This is a genomic window from Rhodanobacter sp. G2-10 (assembly GCF_055809185.1).
Window position 1 is genome coordinate 3,622,311 of record NZ_CM147900.1, and the last position, 23,172, is coordinate 3,645,482.

22 protein-coding genes are annotated in these 23,172 nt (G+C 66.5%); 13 read left to right on the forward strand and 9 right to left on the reverse strand.

All coding sequences use genetic code 11. The features are described 5' to 3' along the window. Positions 1 to 304: 304 nt before the first annotated feature. From AC0L58_RS16120 to xth, 3 genes are all read right to left on the reverse strand, one after another. The gene (locus AC0L58_RS16120; protein ID WP_473685210.1) at positions 305 to 1,138 is read right to left on the reverse strand and encodes a pirin family protein; all 834 of its coding nucleotides are present in this window, start codon (positions 1,136 to 1,138) and stop codon (positions 305 to 307) included. 128 nt (positions 1,139 to 1,266) lie between these two features. Then, entirely contained in the window at positions 1,267 to 1,944 is a 678-nt protein-coding gene (locus AC0L58_RS16125; RefSeq protein WP_473685211.1) for a YecA/YgfB family protein, read from the reverse strand. Between the two features lie 5 nt (positions 1,945 to 1,949). Next, a complete protein-coding gene (gene xth / locus AC0L58_RS16130) occupies positions 1,950 to 2,729 on the reverse strand; it encodes an exodeoxyribonuclease III (RefSeq protein WP_473685212.1) in 780 nt (259 codons plus the stop codon). Between the two features lie 389 nt (positions 2,730 to 3,118). Here xth and AC0L58_RS16135 point away from each other — a divergent pair, with 389 nt between their 5' ends. Further along, positions 3,119 to 3,328, forward strand: coding sequence for a cold-shock protein (locus tag AC0L58_RS16135; protein ID WP_008438719.1), 210 nt, complete (start codon positions 3,119 to 3,121; stop codon positions 3,326 to 3,328). A gap of 73 nt (positions 3,329 to 3,401) precedes the next feature. Here the strand turns inward: AC0L58_RS16135 and AC0L58_RS16140 are convergent, their stop codons facing one another. Further along, a complete protein-coding gene (locus AC0L58_RS16140; protein ID WP_473685213.1) occupies positions 3,402 to 5,462 on the reverse strand; it encodes a M3 family metallopeptidase in 2,061 nt (686 codons plus the stop codon). A gap of 108 nt (positions 5,463 to 5,570) precedes the next feature. Between AC0L58_RS16140 and AC0L58_RS16145 the strand changes: the two genes are divergently transcribed. Beyond that, positions 5,571 to 6,104, forward strand: a complete 534-nt coding sequence (locus AC0L58_RS16145; protein ID WP_473685214.1) for a gamma carbonic anhydrase family protein — start codon at positions 5,571 to 5,573, stop codon at positions 6,102 to 6,104. Positions 6,105 to 6,125: 21 nt separating this feature from the next. Here AC0L58_RS16145 and AC0L58_RS16150 read toward each other — a convergent pair whose 3' ends face one another. The 3 genes from AC0L58_RS16150 to aroE all read right to left on the reverse strand — a co-directional run bounded on the left by AC0L58_RS16150 (position 6,126) and on the right by aroE (position 11,085). Then, on the reverse strand, positions 6,126 to 6,977 hold the full coding sequence (locus AC0L58_RS16150) for a mechanosensitive ion channel family protein (protein ID WP_473685216.1): 852 nt from the start codon (positions 6,975 to 6,977) through the stop codon (positions 6,126 to 6,128). 42 nt (positions 6,978 to 7,019) lie between these two features. Further along, positions 7,020 to 10,142: a hypothetical protein gene (locus AC0L58_RS16155; protein WP_473685218.1), complete on the reverse strand. Its 3,123-nt coding sequence runs from the start codon at positions 10,140 to 10,142 to the stop codon at positions 7,020 to 7,022. Positions 10,143 to 10,254: 112 nt separating this feature from the next. Next, a complete protein-coding gene (aroE, locus tag AC0L58_RS16160; RefSeq protein WP_473685220.1) occupies positions 10,255 to 11,085 on the reverse strand; it encodes a shikimate dehydrogenase in 831 nt (276 codons plus the stop codon). 187 nt (positions 11,086 to 11,272) lie between these two features. Here aroE and AC0L58_RS16165 point away from each other — a divergent pair, with 187 nt between their 5' ends. Continuing rightward, positions 11,273 to 11,533 carry a hypothetical protein gene (locus tag AC0L58_RS16165; RefSeq protein ID WP_473685222.1) on the forward strand — a complete coding sequence of 87 codons (261 nt, stop codon included), beginning with the start codon at positions 11,273 to 11,275 and terminating at the stop codon, positions 11,531 to 11,533. Between the two features lie 4 nt (positions 11,534 to 11,537). Here the strand turns inward: AC0L58_RS16165 and AC0L58_RS16170 are convergent, their stop codons facing one another. Then, positions 11,538 to 13,016, reverse strand: coding sequence for a RimK family protein (locus AC0L58_RS16170; protein WP_473685224.1), 1,479 nt, complete (start codon positions 13,014 to 13,016; stop codon positions 11,538 to 11,540). Between the two features lie 189 nt (positions 13,017 to 13,205). Between AC0L58_RS16170 and AC0L58_RS16175 the strand changes: the two genes are divergently transcribed. Together AC0L58_RS16175 and AC0L58_RS16180 are read left to right on the forward strand one after the other, a co-directional pair. Beyond that, a complete protein-coding gene (locus AC0L58_RS16175; protein WP_473685226.1) occupies positions 13,206 to 13,679 on the forward strand; it encodes a GNAT family N-acetyltransferase in 474 nt (157 codons plus the stop codon). A gap of 63 nt (positions 13,680 to 13,742) precedes the next feature. Further along, complete coding sequence (locus AC0L58_RS16180) at positions 13,743 to 14,180, forward strand: NUDIX domain-containing protein (RefSeq protein ID WP_473688766.1); 438 nt, start codon at positions 13,743 to 13,745, stop codon at positions 14,178 to 14,180. Positions 14,181 to 14,190: 10 nt separating this feature from the next. Here the strand turns inward: AC0L58_RS16180 and AC0L58_RS16185 are convergent, their stop codons facing one another. Then, the gene (locus AC0L58_RS16185; protein WP_473685228.1) at positions 14,191 to 14,880 is read right to left on the reverse strand and encodes a hypothetical protein; all 690 of its coding nucleotides are present in this window, start codon (positions 14,878 to 14,880) and stop codon (positions 14,191 to 14,193) included. 109 nt (positions 14,881 to 14,989) lie between these two features. Between AC0L58_RS16185 and lptM the strand changes: the two genes are divergently transcribed. The 8 genes from lptM to AC0L58_RS16225 all read left to right on the forward strand — a co-directional run bounded on the left by lptM (position 14,990) and on the right by AC0L58_RS16225 (position 22,828). Continuing rightward, positions 14,990 to 15,169, forward strand: coding sequence for an LPS translocon maturation chaperone LptM (gene lptM / locus AC0L58_RS16190; RefSeq protein ID WP_473685230.1), 180 nt, complete (start codon positions 14,990 to 14,992; stop codon positions 15,167 to 15,169). Positions 15,170 to 15,171: 2 nt separating this feature from the next. Further along, positions 15,172 to 16,023, forward strand: a complete 852-nt coding sequence (gene dapF / locus AC0L58_RS16195) for a diaminopimelate epimerase (RefSeq protein WP_473685232.1) — start codon at positions 15,172 to 15,174, stop codon at positions 16,021 to 16,023. A 97-nt stretch (positions 16,024 to 16,120) separates the two neighbouring features. After that, entirely contained in the window at positions 16,121 to 16,813 is a 693-nt protein-coding gene (locus tag AC0L58_RS16200; RefSeq protein ID WP_473685234.1) for a DUF484 family protein, read from the forward strand. A gap of 7 nt (positions 16,814 to 16,820) precedes the next feature. After that, positions 16,821 to 17,717: a tyrosine recombinase XerC gene (gene xerC / locus AC0L58_RS16205; RefSeq protein WP_473685236.1), complete on the forward strand. Its 897-nt coding sequence runs from the start codon at positions 16,821 to 16,823 to the stop codon at positions 17,715 to 17,717. Positions 17,718 to 18,304: 587 nt separating this feature from the next. Further along, the gene (gene hslV, locus AC0L58_RS16210) at positions 18,305 to 18,841 is read left to right on the forward strand and encodes an ATP-dependent protease subunit HslV (protein ID WP_473685238.1); all 537 of its coding nucleotides are present in this window, start codon (positions 18,305 to 18,307) and stop codon (positions 18,839 to 18,841) included. A 112-nt stretch (positions 18,842 to 18,953) separates the two neighbouring features. After that, positions 18,954 to 20,297, forward strand: a complete 1,344-nt coding sequence (gene hslU, locus AC0L58_RS16215) for an ATP-dependent protease ATPase subunit HslU (RefSeq protein WP_473685240.1) — start codon at positions 18,954 to 18,956, stop codon at positions 20,295 to 20,297. A gap of 28 nt (positions 20,298 to 20,325) precedes the next feature. Beyond that, complete coding sequence (locus AC0L58_RS16220) at positions 20,326 to 20,946, forward strand: hypothetical protein (protein ID WP_473685242.1); 621 nt, start codon at positions 20,326 to 20,328, stop codon at positions 20,944 to 20,946. A gap of 163 nt (positions 20,947 to 21,109) precedes the next feature. Next, complete coding sequence (locus AC0L58_RS16225) at positions 21,110 to 22,828, forward strand: thiamine pyrophosphate-dependent enzyme (protein WP_473685244.1); 1,719 nt, start codon at positions 21,110 to 21,112, stop codon at positions 22,826 to 22,828. Positions 22,829 to 23,172 lie beyond the last annotated feature (344 nt).

Genomic DNA, 23,172 nt, shown 5'->3' on the forward strand with positions numbered 1-23,172 from the left:
CAAAAGTTGCCCCAGGGATGCTCTGATCCATTCAACGCAGGCGTCACCGGCTGTGTCTGCTCGCAGCTGGGTGGCGGGCCGACGAGGGCAGGCTGGCCGCCTCTGTCCAGACGGTGCGTCGCACCGATGTGGGCAGGCACAACCGGCCCAACGGATGGAAATCGAAAATAAGGGGTGATGTCCAGGAGGGCCGCATGCGGCAGCGCGCGCCTGGCCAAGGCAGCCAGCCTTGGCTGGGTCACGCACTCCCACCTGCGAACCTTCCGGACATCATGCCGCCTGTGCTGAATGGATCAGGGCATCCCTAAAACTTGCCCGCACGGAAATCGGCGATCGCCTGCTGGATCTGCGCTTGCGTGTTCATCACGAACGGGCCGTAGCGCGCCACCGGCTCCTGCAGCGGCCGACCGGCGACCACCAGCAGGCGCGAGGCCTTGTCGCCACCGGCCAACGGCAATTGCTCGCCATCGGACAACACGCCCAGCTCGCTGCGCTGCAGCGGCTCCCCGCCGACCAGGGCCGACTCGCCATCGAACACGTAGGCGAATCCATGATGCCCGGCCGGCAGATCGAGGCTGAAGCGGGCGCCGGGTTGCAGCGCGACGTCCAGATAGACCGGCGCGGTCGGGATGCCCTCGACCGGGCCGGTGGCGCCGGCCAGTTCACCAGCGATCACCTTCACCTCCACGCCTTCAGCCGGGCGCACGACGGGAATGCGCTCCGGCCCGATGTCCTGGTAGCGCGGCGCGGTCATCTTGTCTTTCGCCGGCAGGTTCACCCACAGCTGGAATCCCCACATCAGGCCGTTTTCCTGCTGCGGCATTTCCGAGTGCAGGATGCCGCGACCGGCGGTCATCCACTGCACGCTGCCGGGTACCAGGTCACCGCGGTTGCCATGGTTGTCGCCGTGCTGCATGTGCCCGGCCAGCATGTAGGTCACCGTCTCGAAACCGCGGTGCGGGTGCTCGGGAAAACCGGCGATGTAGTCGTCGGCGCTGTCGGAGCGGAACTCGTCCAGCAGCAGGAACGGATCGAGCATGTCCAGCGCGCCCTGGCCGATGATGCGCTTGAGCTTCACCCCGGCGCCGTCGGATGTGTCGGTGCCGCGGACGCGGCGAATGATGTGGCGATCGCTCATGGCTTGCTCCGGTCAGAAAGGTCTGCCGGCCAAGATGGCCTCCCCGCGCCACCCCGCCAAGTGCCCCCCCGGAAACGCACCGTTTCCAGAACGCAACCCTACCGAACACCGAACACCTTCTCACAAACTCAATGCACCCAATGCCCACTGCGCTGCCGCGGCGGCGCAGCCTCATCCTCCTGACTCGGGCGTTGCTGCAGCACCATCGACTCGACTTCGGCCTCGGTCGCCGGCTTGGCCTGCCAGTACTGGTTCACCGCATGCAGCACCACCGGCACCTGGGCGAGGCATTCGTCGTATTCGTCGTCGTTGAGCTTCTCGAATTCGGCCTCGGCGCTGAGGATGCCCTCGTCGACCGCCAACGCCATCACCGGGCCAAGCAGTTCCATCAACTGCGGATCTTCGGACAGCCGGCTTTCCCACAGCGCGGCGCGCAGATCGATGCCGCGGCTGAACCCTTCGCACCAGCCGCCGGCCGACAGCATCGGGCCGGTCTCGGTCATCACCTCGCCGAGGATCGGCTCGTAGGCATCCACATCGAGTTCGGCGGAGATCGAGTCGTTGAGCTTGGCCAGCAGTTCGAGCACGCGGTTGCCTTCGCTTTCGTCATCGAAGGCCTCGTGCAGCACCTCGGGCAACCATTCGTCGGGCATCACCTGCAACGGGCCCACTGCCAGCGCGCTGAGCAGACCGTGCACGCCATCGAGCAACAGGTCACCCTCGCCGGTGTGCGCGCGCAGGTAGCGATCGAGTTCTTCCAGTTCCTTGTCATCCAGCGAACTGGGCCATTCGCTCTTTGCAGTCATGTCGTTCAAATATCCAGTTCCAGCGTTACCGGCGTGTGGTCGGAAGGCCGCTCCCAGGTTCGCGGTTCGCGGTCGATCGCCGCCGCGGTGGCGGCGGATTTGAGGGCATCGCCGATCAGGATCAGGTCGATGCGCAGGCCCATGTTGCGGCGGAACGCGGCCTGCCGGTAGTCCCACCAGCTGAAGTGCCCCGGCTCGCTCTGGAACAGGCGGAAACTGTCGTGCAGGCCAAGATCGGTGATCGCCTTGAGCGCGGCGCGCTCCGGCGGCGAACAGAGGATGTCCTCGCCCCAGGCTACCGGGTCGTAGACGTCGCGGTCGTCGGGACAGATGTTGAAGTCACCCAGCACCACCAGATTCGGATGGCGCTCGTGTTCACGCGCCAGGAACTCGCGCACCTTGTCCAGCCAGTCCAGCTTGTAGTCGTACTTCTCGTCACCGACCGCCTTGCCGTTGACCACGTACAGGTCGACCACGCGCAAGCCGCCGACGGTGGCCGCCAGGATGCGCCGCTGCGGATCGTCCAGGCCCGGGATGTCGGTGACGACATCGCCGAAATCGTCGTGAACCCCGGCGCGGGCCAGGATCGCCACGCCGTTGTAGGTCTTCTGGCCCGAATACACCGTTCGATAGCCGGCCGCAGCCAGTTCGTCGACCGGAAATTTCGCGTCCTCCAGCTTGGTTTCCTGCAGCGCCACCACATCGGGCTGCGCGTCGGCCAGCCACTGGGTCAGGTGCGGCAGGCGCACCTTCAGCGAATTGACGTTCCATGAGGCGATCTTCATGCCGCCATTGTAGAGGATGGCCCCGGCAGCCGGTCGGACGGCGGCTGGCCGCTCCGGGATGCTGTCTGCGCCGTTCGCGCATGCGACGGTTCCCGCTCCGGCGGGCCAGGTCAGGCCGGAAAACGCATGGTGGCCGCCCCGTTTGAGCCGAATTCCCGACCCGGGCAACGGAGCCCGCCAGAGTCCCGGCCAGCGTCCGGCCACCGGCCCGCCACCACCCGGTTGGAGCCGATGTCAAGTATTTGCATCGGAAAGCCACCGAAACCGCCAGTTCCAGTGTATGCTGCGCAGGCGAGTGTCCCGGGACAACCCGGTTTGCTTGCCCACCTTGCGGTCAAGTGCATCTCGCTCCAAGCCGCAAACCATCCATGCTTCAAAGGTAAAGTTACATGTCGGATCGTCAAAGCGGTACAGTCAAGTGGTTCAACGACGCCAAGGGTTTTGGCTTCATCACGCCGGAAAGCGGTGATGACCTGTTCGTGCATTTTCGCGCGATCCAGGGCACGGGCTTCAAGTCCCTGCAGGAAGGTCAGCGCGTCACGTTCATCGTCACCAAGGGCCAGAAAGGCCTGCAGGCTGAGGAAGTCCAGGCTGCCTGAGTCACACCGACTCAGCTCCTGAAGAAAAGCCCGCTTCGGCGGGCTTTTTTTGTGTGCGGGAAACGCGGACTGATCAGGCCAGGCCGTAGCTGCGCAGCAGGGCCCCGGGTTCCGGCTTGCGGCCGCGGAAGGCGATGAAGCTTTCCAGCGCCGGGCGGCTGGCACCGACGGCGAGGAACTCCTGACGGAAGCGCGCGCCGGTGGCCGGGTCGATGACACTGCCACCTGTCCCGACCTGCTCCTCGAACGCACCGAACACATCCGCGCTGAGCAGTTCGGCCCACAGGTAGCTGTAGTAGCCCGCCGCATAGCCGCCGGCGAAGATGTGGCTGAAGCCGTGCGGAAAACGCTGCCATGCCGGCGGATGCAACACGGCGACCTGTTTGCGTGCCTCCTCGAGCACCGCCAGCGTGCGCGCGCCCTGGGCCGGGTCGTATTCCAGGTGCAGCAGGAAATCGAACAGGGCGAACTCCAGCTGGCGCACCAGGAACAGGCCGGCGTGGAAGTGGCGGGCCGCGAGCATCCGCTCGAACAACTCGTCCGGCAGCCGCTCGCCGGTTTCGACGTGCCGGGCAAACAGGTCCAGCGCCTGGCGGTTCCAGCCGAAGTTCTCCATGAACTGGCTGGGCAGTTCCACTGCATCCCACTCGACGCCGTCGATGCCGCCGATCGACGGCAAGGTGATGCCGGTGAGCAGGTGGTGCAGGCCATGGCCGAATTCGTGGAACAGGGTCAGCACGTCGTCGTGGGTGAGCAAGGCCGGCTTGCCGTCGGTGGGCGGCGCGAAGTTGCAGGTGAGGAAGGCCACCGGCAACTGCAACTTCTCGCCGTCGTCGAAACGCGCCCGGCACACGTCCATCCACGCACCGCCGCGCTTGCCCTTGCGCGCATACAAGTCGATATAGGCGCCGGCAAATACCCGACCTTCGGCATCACGCACGTCGTAGTAGCGCACGTCCGGATGCCACACGTCGACGTCGTCACGCGCCTGCAGGGTGATGCCGTAAAGCTGTCGGGTGAGGTCGAACAGCCCGGCCACCACGGCCGGCAACGGGAAGTACGGCTTGAGCTGCTCCTCGTCGAGGGCGTAGCGCTGCACGCGCAGCTTTTCCGAGGCGTAGCCAATGTCCCAGGCCTCGAGGTTGTCCAGTTGCAACGCCTCATGGGCAAATTCACGCAGCGCGGTCAGCTCCTGCTGCGCCACCGGCCTGGCCCGTTCGGCCAGATCGTGCAGGAACTCCAGCACCTCCGCCGGCGAAGCGGCCATCTTGGTGGCCAGCGACTCCTCGGCGGTGTTGGCGAAACCCAGCAGCTGCGCCGCTTCATGGCGCAGCGCCATGATCTGCTCGATGCGCGCGCTGTTGTCGAACTTGCCCGCGTCCGGTCCCTGGTCGGAGGCGCGCGTCTGATAGGCCCAATAGACCTTTTCACGCAGGTCGCGATTGTCGGCATAGGTGAGCACAGCCTGCACGCTGGGCTGCTTCAGCGTGACCAGGTAGCCGTCCAGCTCCTGCTCCTTCGCATACTGGCGCAGCACCGCGCGACCGGATTCGGGGATGCCGGCCAGATCGCGCTCGTCGGTGATGTGCTGGTGCCAGGCCTCGCTGGCGTCCAGCACCGCGTTGGAAAATTCGGTGGAAAGCCGGGACAGCTCGACGCCGATCTCGCGGAAGCGCGAACGCGCGGGTTCCTCCAGCGCCACGCCGGACAGGCGGAAATCACGCAAGGCATGTTCGACCAGCGCACGCTCGGGACGCGGCAGGGTGCCGAAGTCCGGCGCGTCGGCCAGCGCCTGCACCGCGGCATACAGGTCGCGGTTCTGGCCCAGCTCGATCGCATGCTCGGTGAGCCTTTCCTCGGCCGGCCCGTACACCTTGCGCAAGGCCTCGTTGTCGGCCACCGAATGCAGATGACTTACCGGCGCCCACGCGCGTGCCAGCCGTTGCTCCAGCCGCTCCTGCGACAGCATCACGCTGGCGAAGTCGCGCGGCGCGCCCGCCGCGGTCAGCGCCGCGATGCCGGCGCGGTAGTCAGCCAGGAGCGTGTCGATCGCCGGCTCGATGTGCTCGGGGCGAATCTTCGAGAACGCCGGCAGGGTGTCATCGGCCAGTAGCGGGTTGTCGTGCGGGTTCATGGGCTCTCCTTTGATCCCCCAGCGTGGCGACCGGGCCGGCTGAAATCAAGCGCAACCCATTTCGCAAGCCGTCACGCGCGATGCGGCTGTGGCCGTTACCATGCATGGATGAATCCATTGCGCAGTTTCAAGGGCATTTCGCCGACCGTGGGCCAACGCGTCTACGTCGATCCCGCCGCCAGCGTGATCGGCGACGTCGTGCTGGGCGACGACGTGTCGATCTGGCCCGGCACGGTATTGCGTGGCGACGTCAATTGCATCCGCGTCGGCGCGCGCACCAGCATCCAGGATGGCAGCATCGTGCATGTGGCCCACGCCGGCCCGTATGGCCCGGGCTTTCCCTGCCTGATCGGCGAGGGCGTCACCATCGGTCACGCCGCCGTGGTGCACGCATGCACCATCGGCGACTACTGCCTGATCGGCATGCATGCCACGGTGATGGACGGCGCGGTGGTCCACAAGCATGGTTTCGTCGGCGCCGGCAGCCTGATTGCGCCGGGCAAGGTGGTCGGCGAAGGCGAGCTCTGGCTGGGCAACCCGGCGAAGTTCGTGCGTCGACTCAGCGATGCGCAGATCGAGCAGCTGCATTACTCGGCGGACCACTACGTGCGGCTGAAGGACGAGTATCTGCGCTCGACTTGAATGCCGGGCATCGGATTGCCGTCAGCCCGCCGCGCCGGCTCCCGCGCGCGCTTGCAGTTCCGCGGCCATCGGCACATGCCGGTATAGGATCGCGGGTCGCTGGATACCGGCCTCGGCGAATGCGCTGACGATGCGCTGGGTCACGTCCGACTCCAGGATTTTTTCGTAGCGCACGTCCATCACGTACACGTTGGCGCGCAGTCGCAACGCGAAATACTGTTCGTGGATCACCTCGTTGACCAGCACCGCCCAGGGTTTGGCGAGGTAGGCATAGGGGCTTGAGGTAAGTGCTTCCTCCACGATGCGCCTGGCGACCTGCAGATCCTGTTCGATGCCGATGTAGAAATCCTGCTGCACCAGCATGTGCAGCTCGCCGGCGTTGCCGCTGGAGACGCTGTCGTTGAGGAACTTGTTGTTGGGAATGGTGACCAGGTTGTCATCCAGCGTGGCCAGCCGCACCGAGCGCAGGCCGATGCTGACGATCTCGCCGTAGTAGCCGTCGAAGCTGACCCGGTCGCCGACCTGGAACGGCTTGTCGATCAGCAGGGTGATGCCGGCAATCACCGAGGCGGCCAGATCCTTCAGGGCGAAGCCGACCGTCAGCGCGATGGTGCCGCCCAGGGCGATCATCATCTGGTCGGTCAGCGAAAACAGCACCGGGATCGCGGCGGCGAAGGCGGCGATGAAGATGCCGAAGCGCATGAAGGTGACGGCCTGGTTGATGCCAAGGCGCCGATCGATCATGCGGTTGCCCAGATGATCGCCGGCGCGGCGCAGGATCTGCACCAGCAACCAGCCGATCGCAAAGATCAGCAGAACGGTGGGCAGGCCACCGGGGCGGACGAATTTCAGGACCTGGGCGGCGTCATCCACGGCGGATACTCCTGGGACGGTGTTGCTGGCAAGGGCGCTGTCTCATACCGCCAGCATCTTCTGGCGCTGCAGGAAACGCAGCACGGCCCGATTCCAGTGGCTGGTGATGCGATAGCGTCCACTGTCCTCGCTACTGAGGAAGTTGTGCTGATGCAGCAGCTGCAGCGCGCGCTGGCATTCGGCCACGGGGAAACACAGCGAGCGGGCGGCCTCGGCGGCCGTGAGGTTCTCGTGCTGGGCCAGGCAGGCGAGCACGAACAGCGTGCGCGCCTCGAACAGTTCCAGCGCCGTGCTGGCCGGGATCGGAAACAGTCGCACCACGACCTTGCTGCCACCTTGCCAGACCAGCGACAAACGGAAGAAGTGCAGCGCCACCCGCGGATTGCCGTCGGCATAATCCCAGACCAGCCGGTGATAACGCTCGGCCAGGCCTTCCGCGGCCTCGCCCAGCGCCGGTGGTTGATGGCGCCGTGACAGCGGCTGAGTCTGCGCGTTCAGCAGCAACTGCTCGTAGTCGGCACTGAAGCCTGCCGCCGCAAGACGCGCCTCGATCAGTTCGCCGATCTGCTGCTCGCTCCAGCCATCGAAGCGGATGATGCGATCGTACACGTCGCGATCGGGATGGGTGCGCTGCAGGTACTCGAACGGCCAGTGCGCGAAGGTGACCACCCACAACACCCGGTCGACGGTAGCTTGGGCCACGCGAATGAACAGCTCGTAGCCGGCCAGCCCGCCGACCGCGCGCAGCATCAGGTTCTGGCCGACGTCGAGCAGCACTACCTGGGCAGGCTGCTGGCCGATTTGTGCGATCAGCTCCTGCGCGTCGGTGGTTTCCTTCAGCTGCAGGATCGCGCACAGCTGGCGGCAGACGTCGTCGGCGCCGATCAAGCGCGACTCGAAGGCATGCAGCCGGCACGGGATCGCATCATCCAGTCGATCACGCAACTGCATCAGCCAGGTGGTCTTGCCGGCACCACGGTCACCGGCAATCGCGATCAGCGCGCCCGGCGCACCCGCGTCCAGACCACTCGCGATCGCCAGCACCTCGTCCAGCTCCGGATAGTTCGCAACATGCAGGTTGTCCTGCGTCACGGCCTCCTCGGTCAGCGCGGCCTGCAGCGCCTCGGGCAGCAGCTCCGGATCGGGTGGCGCAGGCTGGTTCCTGGATTGGCGTTCCAACTGGCGCCGGAACAGGTAGGCCAGCGCCTTGCGGGTCTGCTCGAAACCCAGCGCGACATCGCGCAGCCAGACCCACAGCGCACGCGCCGCAATGAAGACGAACGCCGCGGCCGCAACCAGCAGGCCGAACGAGCGGTTCTCGCTGTCGCGCACCAGACGGGCCAGCCGGCCCTCGGGCGAAAGCGTCAGGTAGGCACGGGTCACCTCGCCGCGCCAGTTGCGCATCAGCCGCCAGCCGACCAGGAAGGCGCCGAACAGCGCAAGGTTCCGCGCGATGCCGTACAAGGCGCCGCGACCCAGCAGCGCCTGGGCCAGGATCAGGTAGATCGCCACGAACAGCACCAGGCGCGCGATCAGCCGCAGCGACAGCAGGATCTTCCGGTTGAGCTCGAAGTTGACCTTGCGATAGCTCGAAACGGCGGTCAGCAGAATCCGGTGGATGGATGCCAGCGCGAGGCGGTACCAGGCGTAGGCATAGGCCAGACTGCGCAAGGTGGCCAGCTCGGGGGCGCCGAGTTCGCTGACCAGCAACTGGTCGAACAGCAAATAGACGGCGAGCAGCAGGATCAGTTCGTGCGCCACCGCGATCAGCAGCTGCATGGCCTTGTCCACGCGCAGCATCAGGCTGCGTGGATGCACCCGCGCGTCCAGCCACAACCGACCGCGGTTGAGCCACTGGCGGATGCGCTGGCGCATCACCAGCATCGCCGCCAGGATCACGATCAGGCCGAACAGTTCCACACCGAAGCGACCGGCATTGACCAGGTTGCCGAGCATCGCCGCGAAGTCATGCGCCTGATGCATCCGTTCGATCGGATACCAGCGCGCCATCAGTTCCACGTGCTCGACTTCGCTGAGTACGCGTCCCAGGCCTTCACGGGTGAAACCGGTCATCTCCGCCCGGTAAGCCGGCGACAGCGCGGGCACCAGCGCGACCCGGCGCGCCTGCAGGATGCGCAACGCGCTCATCATTTCCCTGGCGTCGGCGTAGCGCTCGTCGGCTTCGCGCTCGCGCAACTGCGCCTCCTCGTGCGCCACCTCGTTGCGCACCTCGCGCACGCGCTGCAGCGCGCGCGGGTGCTTCGCGAAACGCTGGTCATCGAGCGACGGCAGATTCTGCAGCGACACGATGTCGGAGGGGCTGTCCAGCGCATCCAGTGCGCGGTCGGCCGCCGCCCGCAACTTGCGCAGATCGGTGCGAATGCCGGCATAGAGCGCGTCCGCCTGTCTTGCATTCAGCGGCGTGCCCGCATCGACCGCCGCGTAGCGGTCCAGCAGCTCGTTGCGGAAGGCCAGCTGGGCTTCCTTGGCATGCGCCCAGGTTTGTCGCAGCGCGGCCAGTTCGCCGAGATGGGCAAGCAGTCGAGCCTGTTCGGTGGCCAGCGTGCGCGCACTGTCGTCTTCGGCCCGACTGACGGCGACCAGCGCCTTGTCCCTGGCCTGCTCGGTGGCGGCGAGCGCGGCTTCGGAAGCCTGCTTCTCGGCGACCAGCGTCTGCGCCTCGTCGCGCAGCCGTTCCTGCGCGGCAAGCGCATGACGCCGTTCGACCGGCAAGGTGAGGAAAGCCAGTCGCTCGCGGTCGCGCTCCAGACGCAAGGCAGCCAGCGTGTCGGGAAGCGGCGCGGCCGTCGTGGTCGGGTTGAGCGCCGCCAGACGCTCCTGCAGGACCTTGACGCGCTGGGCCACTGCAGCCTCGTCGCCCAGGTCGATCTCGAACAGCGCAGCGAGCGAGGTGTGACTTGGCAGACGCCCGTCGACCAAGCCGCGCAGTTCGTCAATCTCGCTGCGCAGCTGGGCGTCATCGTGCTGGACCGGTACCGACGCCGCCGAGGGACTGCTCGTTGCCGCAGCGACAGAAGCCGCCGCGACCGGCTCGGACACCGAGCGCGGCGTTTGCTGGGCATGCGCGAGCGTGAGGGCGCCCAGCAGCAGGCCGCTCAGCCACCAGGGCACGCCTCGCCGGTGCAAGCGCCGAGGGGCCAACATGCCATCATTCGATGCGTTCAAGAGCGGCCCTCGGAATCTCGTCCCCGCTTCAGCTCCGCGGCGGCCCGGGTGAGCCGTAGCACGGCAGGTTTTGCAGAGGATACCCGCCCTTCTACTGCAGTTGTCGACGCAGCGAAACGTAAACCGGCTCCGTGTCCGGGCGTTGGCCATGCCACAACTGGAATGCGTCCGCGGCGGTTTCCACCAGCATGCCGAGGCCATCGTAGGCGTGCTGCGCGCCCGCCGCGGCCGCCCATGTCAGGAAGGCGCTGGCTGCGGCGCCGTAGGACAGGTCGTAGCAAAGCGCACGAGCGCCGATCAGCGAGCCCGGCAGCCGCAAGTCTTCGCCCAGTACGCCCGCCGAGGTGGCGTTGACGATCAGGTCGTAGCTGCCGATGCTGCCCAGGTCCTTCCAGTAACGCGTATGCGCCCTGGCCGGCTCGCCGATGGCGTCGGCCAGCGCGTCAGCCGGCGCCGGTGAGCGATTGACGATGACCAGCGTATCCACCCCGGCATCGAGCAGGTTCCAGGCCACCCCGTGGGCGGCCCCCCCGGCGCCGAGCAGCAAGGCGTTGCGACCGCGCAAATCGGCGCGGTAGCGCTCGGTGATGTCGCGCACCATGCCGTCGCCGTCGGTGTTGTGGGCGGCCAGCCGGCCGTCGGGCAGGCGGGTCAGCACGTTCGCGGCACCGACGCGGCTGGCAGCCACGCTGGCCTCGTTGGCCAGCGCCAAGGCCGCTCCCTTGTGTGGCAGGGTGACGTTCGCGCCAATCCCGCCTTCGGCAAAAAAGCGTCGCACGGCCGCGCGGAAGTCGTCTGCTGTCGCATCGATCGCACGATAAGTGAGATCGATGCCGGACTGTCGAGCGAACGTCTGATGGATCTGCGGCGACAGGCTGTGACTGATCGGGTGGCCGAACACGGCAAACTGCGGGGCTGACATGTTGGCTCCTGAGGTGATCACTGCTTGCCATTCTACGTGGCGTGGGCGGGCTCTGCCGGTCGCCTTCGTTCGCTACGGGGAATCGGCGGGCGGAGCCCGCCCTGCGGTCATGGGCTTGGCGACATGGTCGCAAGCGATGAGATGGGTGCGCGGCACGCTGCGGGCAACTTCCTTGAGGAGACTTCTCATGCGCACCCAAACCTCGCCACACCATCGACACCTGTTCTCCGCCACCGTGCTGTGGTTGTGTGCCGGAGGCTTTCTGCTGCTCACGACACTGGTGCCGGTACACACCGCGCTGCTCGGCTGGACCCCCACGTTCTGGCTGCTTGGCGCACCGCTGGTCGTGTTGCTGGCGCTGGATCCCGGCCTGCTGCGCCAGCTGCGGCGGCGTCGTGTGCGCCGGCTGGATGCCGTTCACGCCGTCCACGGCGTGATCTGGCACTGAAGACTCAGGCGGTTCCCTGGCGCTTGCGCTCCATCCGGCGCAGGAACTCGCGCATGATGCGCAGGTAAAGCTCGTCGCCCAGGTACGCGTCCTCGACGCCGGCGTCGATCGACGGGTTGTCGTTCACCTCGATCACCACCGGCTTGCTGCCGACCTGCTTCAGGTCGACGCCGTACAGACCGTCACCGATCAGGTGGGTGGCTTTCAAGGCCAGCTTGATCACCTCGGCCGGGGCATCCTTGACCGCGATCGTCTCGAAACCCCCTGATTTCGCGGTGCCCTTGGCGCCGTGGTTGTAGATCTGCCAGTGCCCGCGCGACATGTAGTACTTGCACGCGTACAAGGCTTCGTTGTTGAGCACGCCGACGCGCCAGTCGAACTCGGTGTACACGTATTCCTGCGCCAGCAGCAAGGCGCTGTGCTGGAACAGGCCGCTGGCCGCCGCGGTCAGCGCGGCTTCGTCCTCCACCTTCACCACGCCGCGCGAGAACGAACCGTCGGGAATCTTCAGCACCAGCGGGAAGCCGAGCCGGGCCACGACTTCCTTGGTGCCCTTGTTGTCGTCGCGGTAGAGAATCTCGGTGCGCGGTACCGCCAGCTTGCGCGAGACCATCAGGTCGTTGAGGAAGATCTTGTTGGTGCAGCGCAGGATCGAGGCGGGGTCGTCCATCACCACCATGCCTTCCTTCTCCGCGCGATGGGCGAAACGGTAGGTATGGTTGTCGCTGGCGGTGGTTTCGCGGATGAACAGCCCGTCGTATTCGGCCAGGCGCTGATAGTCGTTCTTGCCGATCGGGTCGACCTCGATGCCCAGTTCCTTGCCGGCATGGATGAAGGCTTTCAGCGCCTTTTTGTTCGACGGGGGCATCTGCTCGTTGGGATCGACCAGCATCGCCAGGTCGTAGCGGAATTGCCGGCGCGCGCGTGGCTTGCGCCACAGCTTGCGCGAGAAGCGGTCGAGCTCCTCGGCAAACGCATCCTCCTGCGCGTCGTCCAGGGTGTGCAGGCCGACCGGCTTGATCGCGCTGACCTGCCATACGCGGTCGCGCTCGAACTCGATCCGCAGCAGTGGACAGGGAAACGTCTCGAACACCTGGCGCGCCAGATCCTGCAAGGCGGGATAGGCGGTCACGCCGAAATACACCAGGATGCCGAAGTCGGTGGTGTCGCGTCCTCCGGCAGGCAGGAAGTGGGTCAGCTTGGCATTGAGATCCTCGATGTCCAGGCCGTAGAGCGAGCGCCGGCGCAGGTCGTTGACCGTGCGCACCGACGGCATCACCTTGTGCCCGCGCGCCTCCGCCAGCAGCGAGACGTAGTAGCCGGCGCCCAGGTATTTGTAACTGCGGCAGAGATTGAGCACATGCGTGCGCTCGTCGTTGGCGACCGGCTGGCGCAGGTAGTCCATCGCGCTCATCACGTCCACGGACGGGTAGTACGAGCCCCAGTCGGAGGCTTTTTCGACAACAATGACCAGGCGGGTCATGACACCTCTCGAAGGAAACGACAGCCGGGGAACGCCGCGCCGGAGGGCCGGCGACAGGCAAGTTGTGAAGTCTGGCACAGCGCCGCACGGACACAAGAGTCGGCACTGAAGGACACCTAAACATCATGCCTCCGAAGCGGGCTGCCTGCTACAGTCCGCGCGGCATCCCCAGGACCAGCCCGGCATCCCATGCAATCAGCACCCGCGATCACCCGCGCCCACGTCCGCCGCGCCGACATGTCCGACCTTGACCTGCTGGTGGCGCTGGAGCAGCAGGCATTCAACGGTGACCGCATGAGTCGCGCGCAGTATCGCCGCCACCTCGACAGTGATTCCGCGCAGGTGCTGGTGGCCAGCGCGGGCGGACACCACATCCTCGGCGCCATCGTGCTGTTCTTCCGCAAGGGCAGCCGCGTGGCCCGGGTGTACTCGCTGGCGACCCGGCCCGAGGCGCGAGGCCGGGGCATCGGTGCCGCATTGCTGCAGGCAGCCGCCACGCACGCCGCACGCCGCGGCTGCCGTGCGCTGCGACTGGAAGTGCGCGTGGACAACGCCGCGGCAGTCCGCCTGTACGAGCGCGAGGGTTACCGACGGGTCGGCGAATATGGGCATTATTACGAGGATGCCGCCGACGCCTGGCGCTACGAAAAGCTGCTGGACTGAGCTGGCGGCAGCACGCGCTCAGTAGAGGTACGGGTCATGGCAAGCATACCGTCGCGTTGCACGATGGCATCCGTGGTGGCCGTGCGCGGCAGCGGCCGTGATGCCCGGGTGCTGCTGGTGCGCCGCGCCGGACCGGTGCTGACCGGCGCATGGACCTATATCGCCGGCCATCGGGAGGAGGGCGAGCGGATGTGGCAGTGCGCGCTGCGCGAGCTGGCCGAAGAGACCTCGCTGCGCCCGCTGGCATTGTATGCGACCGACTCCTGCGAGCAGTTCTATGACGTCGGCGCTGAATGCATCCAGGTCGTGCCGTCGTTCCTCGCCGTGGTCGCGGACGACGCCACAGTGCAGTTGAACGACGAGCACGATGCATTCCGCTGGTTGTCGATCGCGGAGGCCATCGACGCCGTGCCGTTCGGCGGTCAACGCGAACTGTTCGCCCATGTGCAGCGCGAATTCGTCGAGCGCGCGCCATCGCCCTGGCTGCGCATTTCATGGTGATGAATGCGGCTCAGCCGCCCAGTGGATGGCTGATGCGCTGCTCGGTGGCCGGATCGGCGCGGGCCACCAGCGCGCCGGTACGCATCAGGCTTACCGTGTAGTGGCCGCCGTCGACCAGCGGCAGGAACGCGCCGCTGCCGTAGACCGTGTCGACCTCGGGCAACGACTTCGGATATTTGCGGCTGAGCTTGACCAGGTCGAACGAGCCGGCCTCGTCGAAGCTGATCACGGTGCGTGGTGCGTTCATCTCCTGCGCCGGGTCGTCGTAACGTCCCGACAGCCGGTCGAGCCGGTACAGCGGTGGCACCCCGGCCAGCAGCGCCGGCAGTTTCCATTTCAGCACGATCGCCTCGACGCGCCAGTCGTCGCCGGCCAACTGGACCTGCCGCGTGCTGCCATCCGGCCAGGTCAGGGTCAGCGCCCAGTGCTGCGGCGACAGGATGCGGGCGTCGATGTCGACCACCGGCGCCTCCTGTCCCAGCATGCGATAGCCGCGCAGCGCGGCGCCGGTGCCGCCGAGCAGCAACGCCAGCGCGAAGCACAGCAGACACAACAGCGCGCGCCAGCTGGCGGCCGCGCGGCGACGCGCTTGCAGATGCCGGCGCAACACCACCAGTTGCACCAGGGTCAAGAGCACGAACACCGCCGCCAGGATCAGCAGCACGGTCATCGGCAGGCGCAGCAGGGCGCTCCAATCCATCACCAGCTTCCTCGTCGCTGCATTGCGCGGTTCATGGCGTCATCATAGCGGCCCCCGGCACCGCGTCGCCGCCTCGTTATACTGCGGCTCTGTTTCAGGAACCTCTCCCATGCGTCGATCCCTGTTGCTGCTGCTTGTCCTCGTCGCCGCCCTGCTTGCCGGCTGCGGCAACAAGGGCCCGCTGGTCTTGCCGCCACCCCGACCGGCAGCGGCCGCCAGCGCTCCGGCGCCCGCCCCCGCCGCGCCAGCCAGCGCCAGCAGTGCGAAGCCGGTCAGCGGCCAACGCTGACCATGGGCGCGACGTCGCTGCAATTCTCCAAGATGCACGGCAACGGCAACGACTTCGTCGTGCTGGATTGCCGCGCACGCGCGTTTCCGCTGAACGTCGCACAGATCCGCGCGCTGGCTGATCGGCATACCGGCGTGGGTTTCGACCAGCTGCTGAGCGTGGAGCCGGCGCGCGATCCGTCCTGTGCCTTCTATTACGGCATCTGGAATGCGGATGGCACGCCGTCCGGCCAGTGTGGCAACGGCGTGCGCTGCGTCGCCGCGTGGCTGCATCGGGCCGGTGAATTGGCACTGGATGACAGCGTGCGAATCGAAAGCCCGTCCGGCCCGGTGACGGTACGCCTGCTCGCCGCAGGCGAAGTCACCGTCGACATGGGCGAGCCCGTGTTCGAGCCGGCGCGCATCCCGTTCGTGGCAACCGTCGCTGCCGATGCATACGAGATCGCCCTGGATGACGAATCGATCCGGATCGGCGCGGTGTCGATGGGCAATCCGCACGCCGTGGTGGTGACAGAAGATCTCTCCGACCCCGCGCTGGAGCGGCTCGGTCCGCTGCTGTCCTGCCACGAGCGCTTCCCCGCGCAGGCCAATGCCGGCTTCGTGCAACGGGTCGATCGTGGCCAGCTGCGCCTGCGCGTGCACGAACGTGGCGCGGGCTGGACCCGGGCCTGCGGTACCGGTGCCTGTGCCGCGATGGCGGTGCTGCATCAACGCGGCGAAGTCGACGATTCGGCACAAGTGACCTTGCCGGGCGGAACCCTGCGCATCGACTGGGCCGGGCCCGGCCACACCTTGTGGATGACCGGCTCGGCCAGCTTCGTGTTCGAGGGTCAATGGCCGATTCCGGCCGGCTGACGAGCCGCGCCGGTTGAAGCGCGCCCGCGTCCATCGCACACTGCAGCGACCGACATTCTCCCCAGCTGCGTCGCCCCGGCACCAAGGACTACCTCGCATGACCGCAACCCTGCTCGACGATGCCACCCAGGCCCGCGTGGTCGCGGCCTATCTCAAGCGCCACCCCGAGTTTCTCAGCGCGTACCCCGAACTGGCCGCCAAGCTCACCATGCCACCGCGCGAACAGGGCGGTGCCGTGGCGTCGCTGGCGGTGTACCAGATGCAGAGCCTGCGCGACAAGAATGCCGAGCTCGAACGCCGACTGGCCGAGCTGATCGAGATCGCGGCCGAGAACGAGAAGCTGATGGAGCGCGTGCACGCGCTGACCGTGGCGCTGCTGCGGGCCAACACGCTCGAGGTGACCGTGCGCACCGTGGTCGCCAAGCTCAGCGCGGATTTCCATACCGAGCAGGTGCGCATGCTGCTGTTCGGCGACGAACCCAAGCTGCCGCGCGCCGACTGGCTGCGGCAGGTTCCCGGTGGCGCGGAAGCGCTGCCGGAGTTCGCCGAGTTCCTGCAAAACGGCGAGCCCAGCTCCGGGCGCCTGTCCAGCGAGAAGCTGGAGCGGCTGTTCGGCGACAGCGCGGGCGACATCCAGTCGGTGGCAATGTTGCACCTGGGCGAGGCCGGCATCCTGGCGATCGGCAGCGCCGACCCGAACCGTTTCCAGCCGGGCATGGGCACGCTGTTCCTGAAGATGATTTCCGCCACCATCACCGCTGCGCTGGCGCGCTCGCGGGATGTCTCCTGAGCCGTCCATGACCCCGACCGGCCAGGTCGAGACCTGGCTCGCGCGCCTCGCCGGCGAACGCCACGCCTCGCCGCACACCGTCGCCGGCTACCGTCGCGACCTGGCCAAGCTGCTGCGCTACATGGAGGCCGCGCAGCTGACCGCCTTCGAGTTGCTCGATACCAACCGGATGCGCAGCTTCATCGCCGCCGAACACCGCGCCGGACTGGCGCCGAAGAGTCTGCAGCGACTGCTTTCGTCCTGCCGCAGCCTGTTTCGCCAGCTCCATCGCGAGGGTTTGCTGACCCACGACCCGCTGCTGGGCGTGCGCGGTCCGAAGCTGCGCCGCAAGCTGCCGCAGGTGCTCGACGTCGACGAGGCCGGCGCGCTGGTCGAGAGCGACAGCGGCGGCAAACTGGCCGTGCGCGACCGCGCCATGCTGGAGCTGTTCTACTCCAGCGGCCTGCGCCTGTCCGAGCTGGTCGGCCTGCGCTGGCTCGACCTGAACCTGGAAGACGGCGAGGTGCGCGTGCTGGGCAAGGGTTCCAAGACCCGCATCGTGCCGGTCGGCCGCCACGCGGTGGCCGCGCTGCGCGCGCTCGGCGCAGAACAGGGCACGACGCCGGAAAGCCCGGTCTTCCGCGGCCGTGGCGGTGCACCCATCCATCCCCGCACGATCCAGCTGCGCATGAAAACGCTGGCGCTGCAGCAAGGCATCCCCAAACACATCCACCCCCACCTGCTGCGGCACACCTTCGCCAGCCACATGCTGGAATCCTCCGGCGACCTGCGCGCGGTACAGGAGCTGCTCGGCCACGCCGACATCGCCACCACCCAGATCTACACCCACCTGGATTTCCAGCATCTGGCCAAGGTGTATGACGCGGCGCATCCGCGGGCGCGCGTGAGGAAGAGCAAGGAGTGAGTGGTGAGGAGTGAGGAGTGAGAGAGGGCGCGTCTTGCCGTCTGACGTTGCCCCTGGATTTCGTACCCCATAACCGTGGTCATGGTCAGGCTTGTTCGCTCAACCACGGAGCTTCGTATGGGACCATTTCACGCCGCCACCATCGTTTGCGTGCGCCGTGTATGACGCGGCGCACCCGCGGGCCCAAGTGAAGAAGAGCTAAGGAGTGAGTGGAGAGGAGTGAGGAGTGAGAGAGGAGCGCGTCTTGCCGTCTGCTTTCTCTCACTCCTCACTCCTCTTCACTCACTTCCCGCTCCCGTGTTGAAGCCCCGACCAAGCACCCCCGTCTTGTTCGCTCAACCACGGAGCTTCGAATGGGACCATTTCACGCCGCCACCGTCGTTTGCGTGCGCCGTGTATGACGCGGCGCACCCGCGGGCCGAGTGAAAAAGAGCAAGGAGTGAGTGGAGAGGAGTGAGAAGTGAGAGAGGAGCGCGTCTTGCCGTCTGCTTTCTCTCACTCCTCACTCCTCTCCACTCACTTCCCGCTCCCGTGTTGAAGCCCCGACCAAGCACCCCCATGTTGTTCGCTCAACCACGGAGTTTCGTATGGAACCATTTCACGCCACCACCATCGTCTGCGTGCGCCGCGAGGGTCACGTGGTGATCGGCAGCGACGGCCAGGTCACCCTGGGCAACACGGTGATGAAAGGCAACGCCTGCAAGGTGCGCCGACTCGGCAAGACGGGCGAGGTCGTGGCCGGGTTCGCCGGCGCCACCGCCGATGCGTTCACCTTGTTCGAACTGTTCGAGCAGAAACTCGAGCGGCACAACAACAATCTCACCCGCGCCGCGGTGGAGATGGCCAAGGAATGGCGCACCGATCGCCGCTTCGGCAAGCTCGAGGCGATGCTGGCGGTGGCCGACAAGGAGGTCTCGCTGCTGATTTCGGGCAACGGCGACGTGGTCGAACCCGAACACGGCCTGATCGCGATCGGCTCCGGCGGCCCGTTCGCCCAGTCAGCCGCTCGCGCGCTGCTGGAGAACACCGAACTGGACGCCCGCACCATCGTCGAGAAGGCGCTGAAGATCGCCGGCGATATCTGTATTTATACGAATCACAACGTGTCGATCGAAGAGCTGTGATTGCTGCGGGGTTTGGGATTGGGGATTCGAGATTCGCAAAAGCCCAGCCAAACCCCGCGCTGCTCTGCAAATCCGCAATCCCCAATCACGAATCACGAATCCCGGCAAAGCCATGAGTGAACTCACCCCCCGCGAAATCGTCAACGAACTCGACCGCTACATCATCGGCCAGCACGACGCCAAGCGCGCCGTGGCAGTGGCGCTGCGCAGCCGTTGGCGGCGCATGCAGCTGCCGCCGGAGATGCGCAACGAGATCACGCCGAAAAACATCCTGATGATCGGCCCCACCGGCGTGGGCAAGACCGAGATCGCGCGGCGACTGGCGACACTGGCCAATGCGCCGTTCGTGAAGGTCGAGGCGACCAAGTTCACCGAGGTCGGCTATGTCGGCAAGGACGTGGAGTCGATCATCCGCGACCTCGCCGATGGCGCCTACAAGCTGACCCGAGAGCAGGCGGTCAAGCGCGTGCGCTCGCAGGCGGAAGATCGCGCCGAGGATCGCATTCTCGACGCCTTGTTGCCGCGCCGCCAGGCCGAGCCGAGCGACTGGAGCCACGACAAGCCCGCCGCGCCGGCCATCGACAGCGACACCCGCCAGAAGCTGCGCAAGCAGCTACGCGAGGGCGCGCTGGACGAGCGCGAGATCGAACTGGAACTGGCCAGCAACGTCGGCGTGGAGATCATGTCGCCGCCGGGCATGGAGGAGATGGGCGCGCAGCTGCGCCAGATGTTCCAGAACCTGGGCGGCGCCAAGACCCAGACCCGCAAGCTGGCGATCAAGGCCGCGCGCCCGCTGCTGGTTGACGAGGAGGCCGGCAAGCTGCTCAACGACGAGGAGATCCGCGCCCAGGCGATGGAAAACGCCGAGCAGAACGGCATCGTCTTCCTCGACGAGATCGACAAGGTGGCCCAGCGCAGTGACCACGGCCACGCCGGCGTCAGTCGCGAAGGCGTGCAGCGCGATCTGCTGCCGCTGGTGGAGGGTTCCACCGTGTCGACCAAGTACGGCCCGATCAAGACCGACCACATGCTGTTCATTGCTTCCGGCGCGTTCTCGCTGGCCAAGCCGTCGGACCTGATTCCCGAATTGCAGGGTCGCCTGCCGATCCGGGTCGAACTGTCCGCGCTCTCGGTGGACGACTTCAAGCGCATCCTGCGCGAGCCGAACAACGCCCTGACCAAACAGTACGTGGCCCTGCTCAGTACCGAAGGGGTCGGGCTGGAGTTCACCGATTCCGGCATCGACCGACTGGCCGAGGTGGCGTTCCAGGTCAACGAGCGCACCGAGAACATCGGCGCGCGCCGCCTGCATACCGTGATGGAGCGCCTGCTGGAAAATATTTCCTTCGAAGCAGCGGATAAATCCGGAGAAAAGTACGTTATCAGCGCCGAACATGTAGATAATTCGCTCGCCAGCCTGGTTCGTGACGAGGACCTCAGTCGGTACATCCTGTAGGGCCGGCGGTTAGGCCCGACCTGTTAGAATGCAAGCTGTGAACAATGTCATTGAACTGAAAAGCACCGGCCAGCGCGCCCAGTTGCGCCAGGCGCAGCAGAAGCAGACGCTGGTCCGGCTGTGGCGCGACGGCCTCGAACACGGCAGCTTCTGCGGCTATGTGGGCGGCGTGGGGCGCGAGTTCTTCCTGCTCTGGGTGGTCGGCGACGGCATCACCTACGACGGCATGTACGTGATGCGCCACCGCGACGTCTCCGAGCTGGAATCACCGGACCGGCACCACGTGTTCTTCGAGAAGGCGCTGGCACTGAAGCACATCCTGCCGCGCATGCCGCGCGGCTTCCCGCTGGACTGCATCCGCGACGTGGTCCAGGCCGCCGGCGCGCAGGCCCAGGTGATCGGCGTGCACGTGGACAGCGAGGACGAGGCCGAGGTCTGCTACATCGGCCGGCTGGTCAGCATCGAGGACGAAGGCTTCAACATGCAGGAGCTGAGCCCGGACGCGGAGTGGATGCGCGAAGTATCGTTCTTCAGCTGGGACGAGGTCTCCACCATCAGCATCGAGGACAGCTACGCGCAGTCCCTGCTGGCCGTGGCCGGACCGGCGCCGGCGCTTGCCCAGGGTGATGCCGGCATCAGCCGCGGCTGAATTCTCTGCCGCGATGTCACTGCCTGCAGACCCGCCTTCCCGGCGGGTCTGTTCGTTTCAGGCCCTGCCGCGGCTCTTTCACGCGGGATTTTCAGCGGAAGTTCTTGAATGGGGAGATGCGCGCGCCACGCGCGCCATCCACATCAGTCCGCCGGAGTACCGCATGAGCAAGCAGAAAGTCGCCGACATCATCATCGAAACCCTGGCCGAGGCCGGCGTGCAGCGCTGCTACGGCATCGTCGGTGACACCCTCAACCACATCACCGACGCGATCCGTCGCAGCGACATCGAATGGGTGCACATGCGCCATGAGGAAGCCGGCGCGATGGCGGCCGGTGGCGACGCCCTGCTCAGCGGCCGGCTCGCCGCCTGTGCGGGCACCTGCGGCCCGGGCAGCCTGCACTTCATCAACGGCCTGTTCGAGGCCCATCGCAATCGCGCGCCGGTGGTGCTGATCGCCACCCAGGTCGCCACCAGCGAGATGGGCATGGATTTTCCGCAGGAAGTGGACCTGAAGCCGATCTACGACACCTGCAGCCACTTCTGCGCCTACATCCACTCGCCGGAACAGGCCCGGCGCGTCACCGCGCTGGCGGCGCAGGCCGCGCTGAACAAGCGCGGCGCGGCGGTGATCATCGTGCCGGGCGATATCAGCAAGGCCGAGGTCGACGCGGGCCTGCCGTTCAAGCCGCACCAACCGCAACCGATGCTGCGACCCTCGGACCGCGAGCTGGCGCAGATGGCCGCGCTGATCAATGCCGGCAAGCGGGTCACCCTGTACTGCGGCTCCGGCTGCGAAGGCGCCCAGCGCGAGATCGTCGCGCTGGCGGAAAAGATCAAGGCGCCGGTGGCACACACCTCGCGCGCCAAGGATTTCATCGAGCCGGACAATCCGTACAACGTCGGCATGACCGGCATCATCGGCGTGGCCTCGGGCTTCCGCGCCATCGACGCCTGCGACACCCTGCTGCTGCTAGGCGCCGATTTCGCCTGGAGCCAGTTCTACCCGAACGAGGCGAAGCTGATCCAGGTCGACAGCGACGCCACCCATCTCGGACGCCGCCACCCGGTTGATCTGGGCGTGGTCGGTCACGTCAGGGAAACCTTGCAGGCGCTGCTGCCACTGCTCGACGAGCGCGAAGAACACGCGTTCCTGCGCAACAGCCTGAAGCATCGCGAGCAGACCCTGCAGCAACTGGCCGACGAGGAGCAACCGGGCGAGGATGGCCTGATCCACCCGCAATACCTGACCCGGCTGATCGACCGGCACGCCGACGACGATGCCGTCTTCACCGCCGACGGCGGCAGCCCGATGGTGTGGTTGCTCCGGCACATCCACAGCAACGGCAAGCGCCGCACCCTCACCAGCCTGGTTCACGGCACCATGGCCAATGCGATGCCCTCGGCGCTGGGCATCAAGAAGGCCTTCCCGCAGCGGCAGGTGATCTCGCTGTCCGGTGATGGCGGCCTGGCGATGCTGCTGGGCGACCTGCTCACCGCGGTGCAGGAGCAGATCCCGATCAAGGTCATCGTCTACAACAACAGCTCGCTCGGCTTCGTCGAGATGGAACAGAAAGTCGAAGGGCTGCTCGATACCTATACCGATCTGAAAAACCCCGACTTCGCCAAGCTGGCCGAGGCGATCGGCTTCCACGCCAGGCGCGTGGAAAAGGCCGATGGACTCGAAGAGGCAATCCGCGACGTGCTGGCACAACCGGGCCCGGCCCTGCTCGACGTCCGCGTCAATCGCTACGAACTGGTGATGCCCCCGAAAATCGAGCCCGGCCAGGTCCTGCACACCGCGCTGTACTCGGCCAAGGCAATCCTTGCCGGCCGCGGCAAGGACGTGGAGAAGCTGCTGCGCACCAATTTCGACGACTGAAGCTGCTGCTCGCTGCCCGAAACAGCCCTTCCTCCGCATCGCGGGGGAAGGTGCCCGGCAGAGCGGATGGGGGCGCTCTTGATGGTGATTCGCTTGCCATGCAGACGACTGAAGCTGGTGCGCGCTGCACGAAACAGCCCTTCCTCCGCATCGCGGGGGAAGGTGCCCGACAGGGCGGATGGGGGCGCTCTTGATGGTGATTCGCTTGCCATGCAGACGACTGAAGCTGGTGCGCGCTGCACGAAACAGCCCTTCCTCCGCATCGCGGGGGAAGGTGCCCGACAGGGCGGATGGGGGCGCTCTTGATGGTGATTCGCTTGCCATGCAGACGACTGAAGCTGGTG

What these genes read in the sequence shown, in the direction of transcription:
- AC0L58_RS16145 (WP_473685214.1), top strand. Translation starts at nt 5,571, where the DNA reads ATGAATCCATTGCGCAGTTTCAAGGGCATTTCGCCGACCGTGGGCCAA.
- AC0L58_RS16165 (WP_473685222.1), top strand. Translation starts at nt 11,273, where the DNA reads ATGCGCACCCAAACCTCGCCACACCATCGACACCTGTTCTCCGCCACC.
- AC0L58_RS16225 (WP_473685244.1), top strand. Translation starts at nt 21,110, where the DNA reads ATGAGCAAGCAGAAAGTCGCCGACATCATCATCGAAACCCTGGCCGAG.
- AC0L58_RS16155 (WP_473685218.1), bottom strand. Translation starts at nt 10,142, where the DNA reads ATGTTGGCCCCTCGGCGCTTGCACCGGCGAGGCGTGCCCTGGTGGCTG.
- aroE (WP_473685220.1), bottom strand. Translation starts at nt 11,085, where the DNA reads ATGTCAGCCCCGCAGTTTGCCGTGTTCGGCCACCCGATCAGTCACAGC.
- AC0L58_RS16170 (WP_473685224.1), bottom strand. Translation starts at nt 13,016, where the DNA reads ATGACCCGCCTGGTCATTGTTGTCGAAAAAGCCTCCGACTGGGGCTCG.
- xerC (WP_473685236.1), top strand. Translation starts at nt 16,821, where the DNA reads ATGACCCCGACCGGCCAGGTCGAGACCTGGCTCGCGCGCCTCGCCGGC.
- lptM (WP_473685230.1), top strand. Translation starts at nt 14,990, where the DNA reads ATGCGTCGATCCCTGTTGCTGCTGCTTGTCCTCGTCGCCGCCCTGCTT.
- AC0L58_RS16140 (WP_473685213.1), bottom strand. Translation starts at nt 5,462, where the DNA reads ATGAACCCGCACGACAACCCGCTACTGGCCGATGACACCCTGCCGGCG.
- AC0L58_RS16175 (WP_473685226.1), top strand. Translation starts at nt 13,206, where the DNA reads ATGCAATCAGCACCCGCGATCACCCGCGCCCACGTCCGCCGCGCCGAC.
- AC0L58_RS16185 (WP_473685228.1), bottom strand. Translation starts at nt 14,880, where the DNA reads ATGGATTGGAGCGCCCTGCTGCGCCTGCCGATGACCGTGCTGCTGATC.
- AC0L58_RS16120 (WP_473685210.1), bottom strand. Translation starts at nt 1,138, where the DNA reads ATGAGCGATCGCCACATCATTCGCCGCGTCCGCGGCACCGACACATCC.
- AC0L58_RS16220 (WP_473685242.1), top strand. Translation starts at nt 20,326, where the DNA reads ATGCAAGCTGTGAACAATGTCATTGAACTGAAAAGCACCGGCCAGCGC.
- hslU (WP_473685240.1), top strand. Translation starts at nt 18,954, where the DNA reads ATGAGTGAACTCACCCCCCGCGAAATCGTCAACGAACTCGACCGCTAC.
- AC0L58_RS16135 (WP_008438719.1), top strand. Translation starts at nt 3,119, where the DNA reads ATGTCGGATCGTCAAAGCGGTACAGTCAAGTGGTTCAACGACGCCAAG.
- AC0L58_RS16180 (WP_473688766.1), top strand. Translation starts at nt 13,743, where the DNA reads ATGGCATCCGTGGTGGCCGTGCGCGGCAGCGGCCGTGATGCCCGGGTG.
- dapF (WP_473685232.1), top strand. Translation starts at nt 15,172, where the DNA reads ATGGGCGCGACGTCGCTGCAATTCTCCAAGATGCACGGCAACGGCAAC.
- xth (WP_473685212.1), bottom strand. Translation starts at nt 2,729, where the DNA reads ATGAAGATCGCCTCATGGAACGTCAATTCGCTGAAGGTGCGCCTGCCG.
- AC0L58_RS16125 (WP_473685211.1), bottom strand. Translation starts at nt 1,944, where the DNA reads ATGACTGCAAAGAGCGAATGGCCCAGTTCGCTGGATGACAAGGAACTG.
- AC0L58_RS16200 (WP_473685234.1), top strand. Translation starts at nt 16,121, where the DNA reads ATGACCGCAACCCTGCTCGACGATGCCACCCAGGCCCGCGTGGTCGCG.
- hslV (WP_473685238.1), top strand. Translation starts at nt 18,305, where the DNA reads ATGGAACCATTTCACGCCACCACCATCGTCTGCGTGCGCCGCGAGGGT.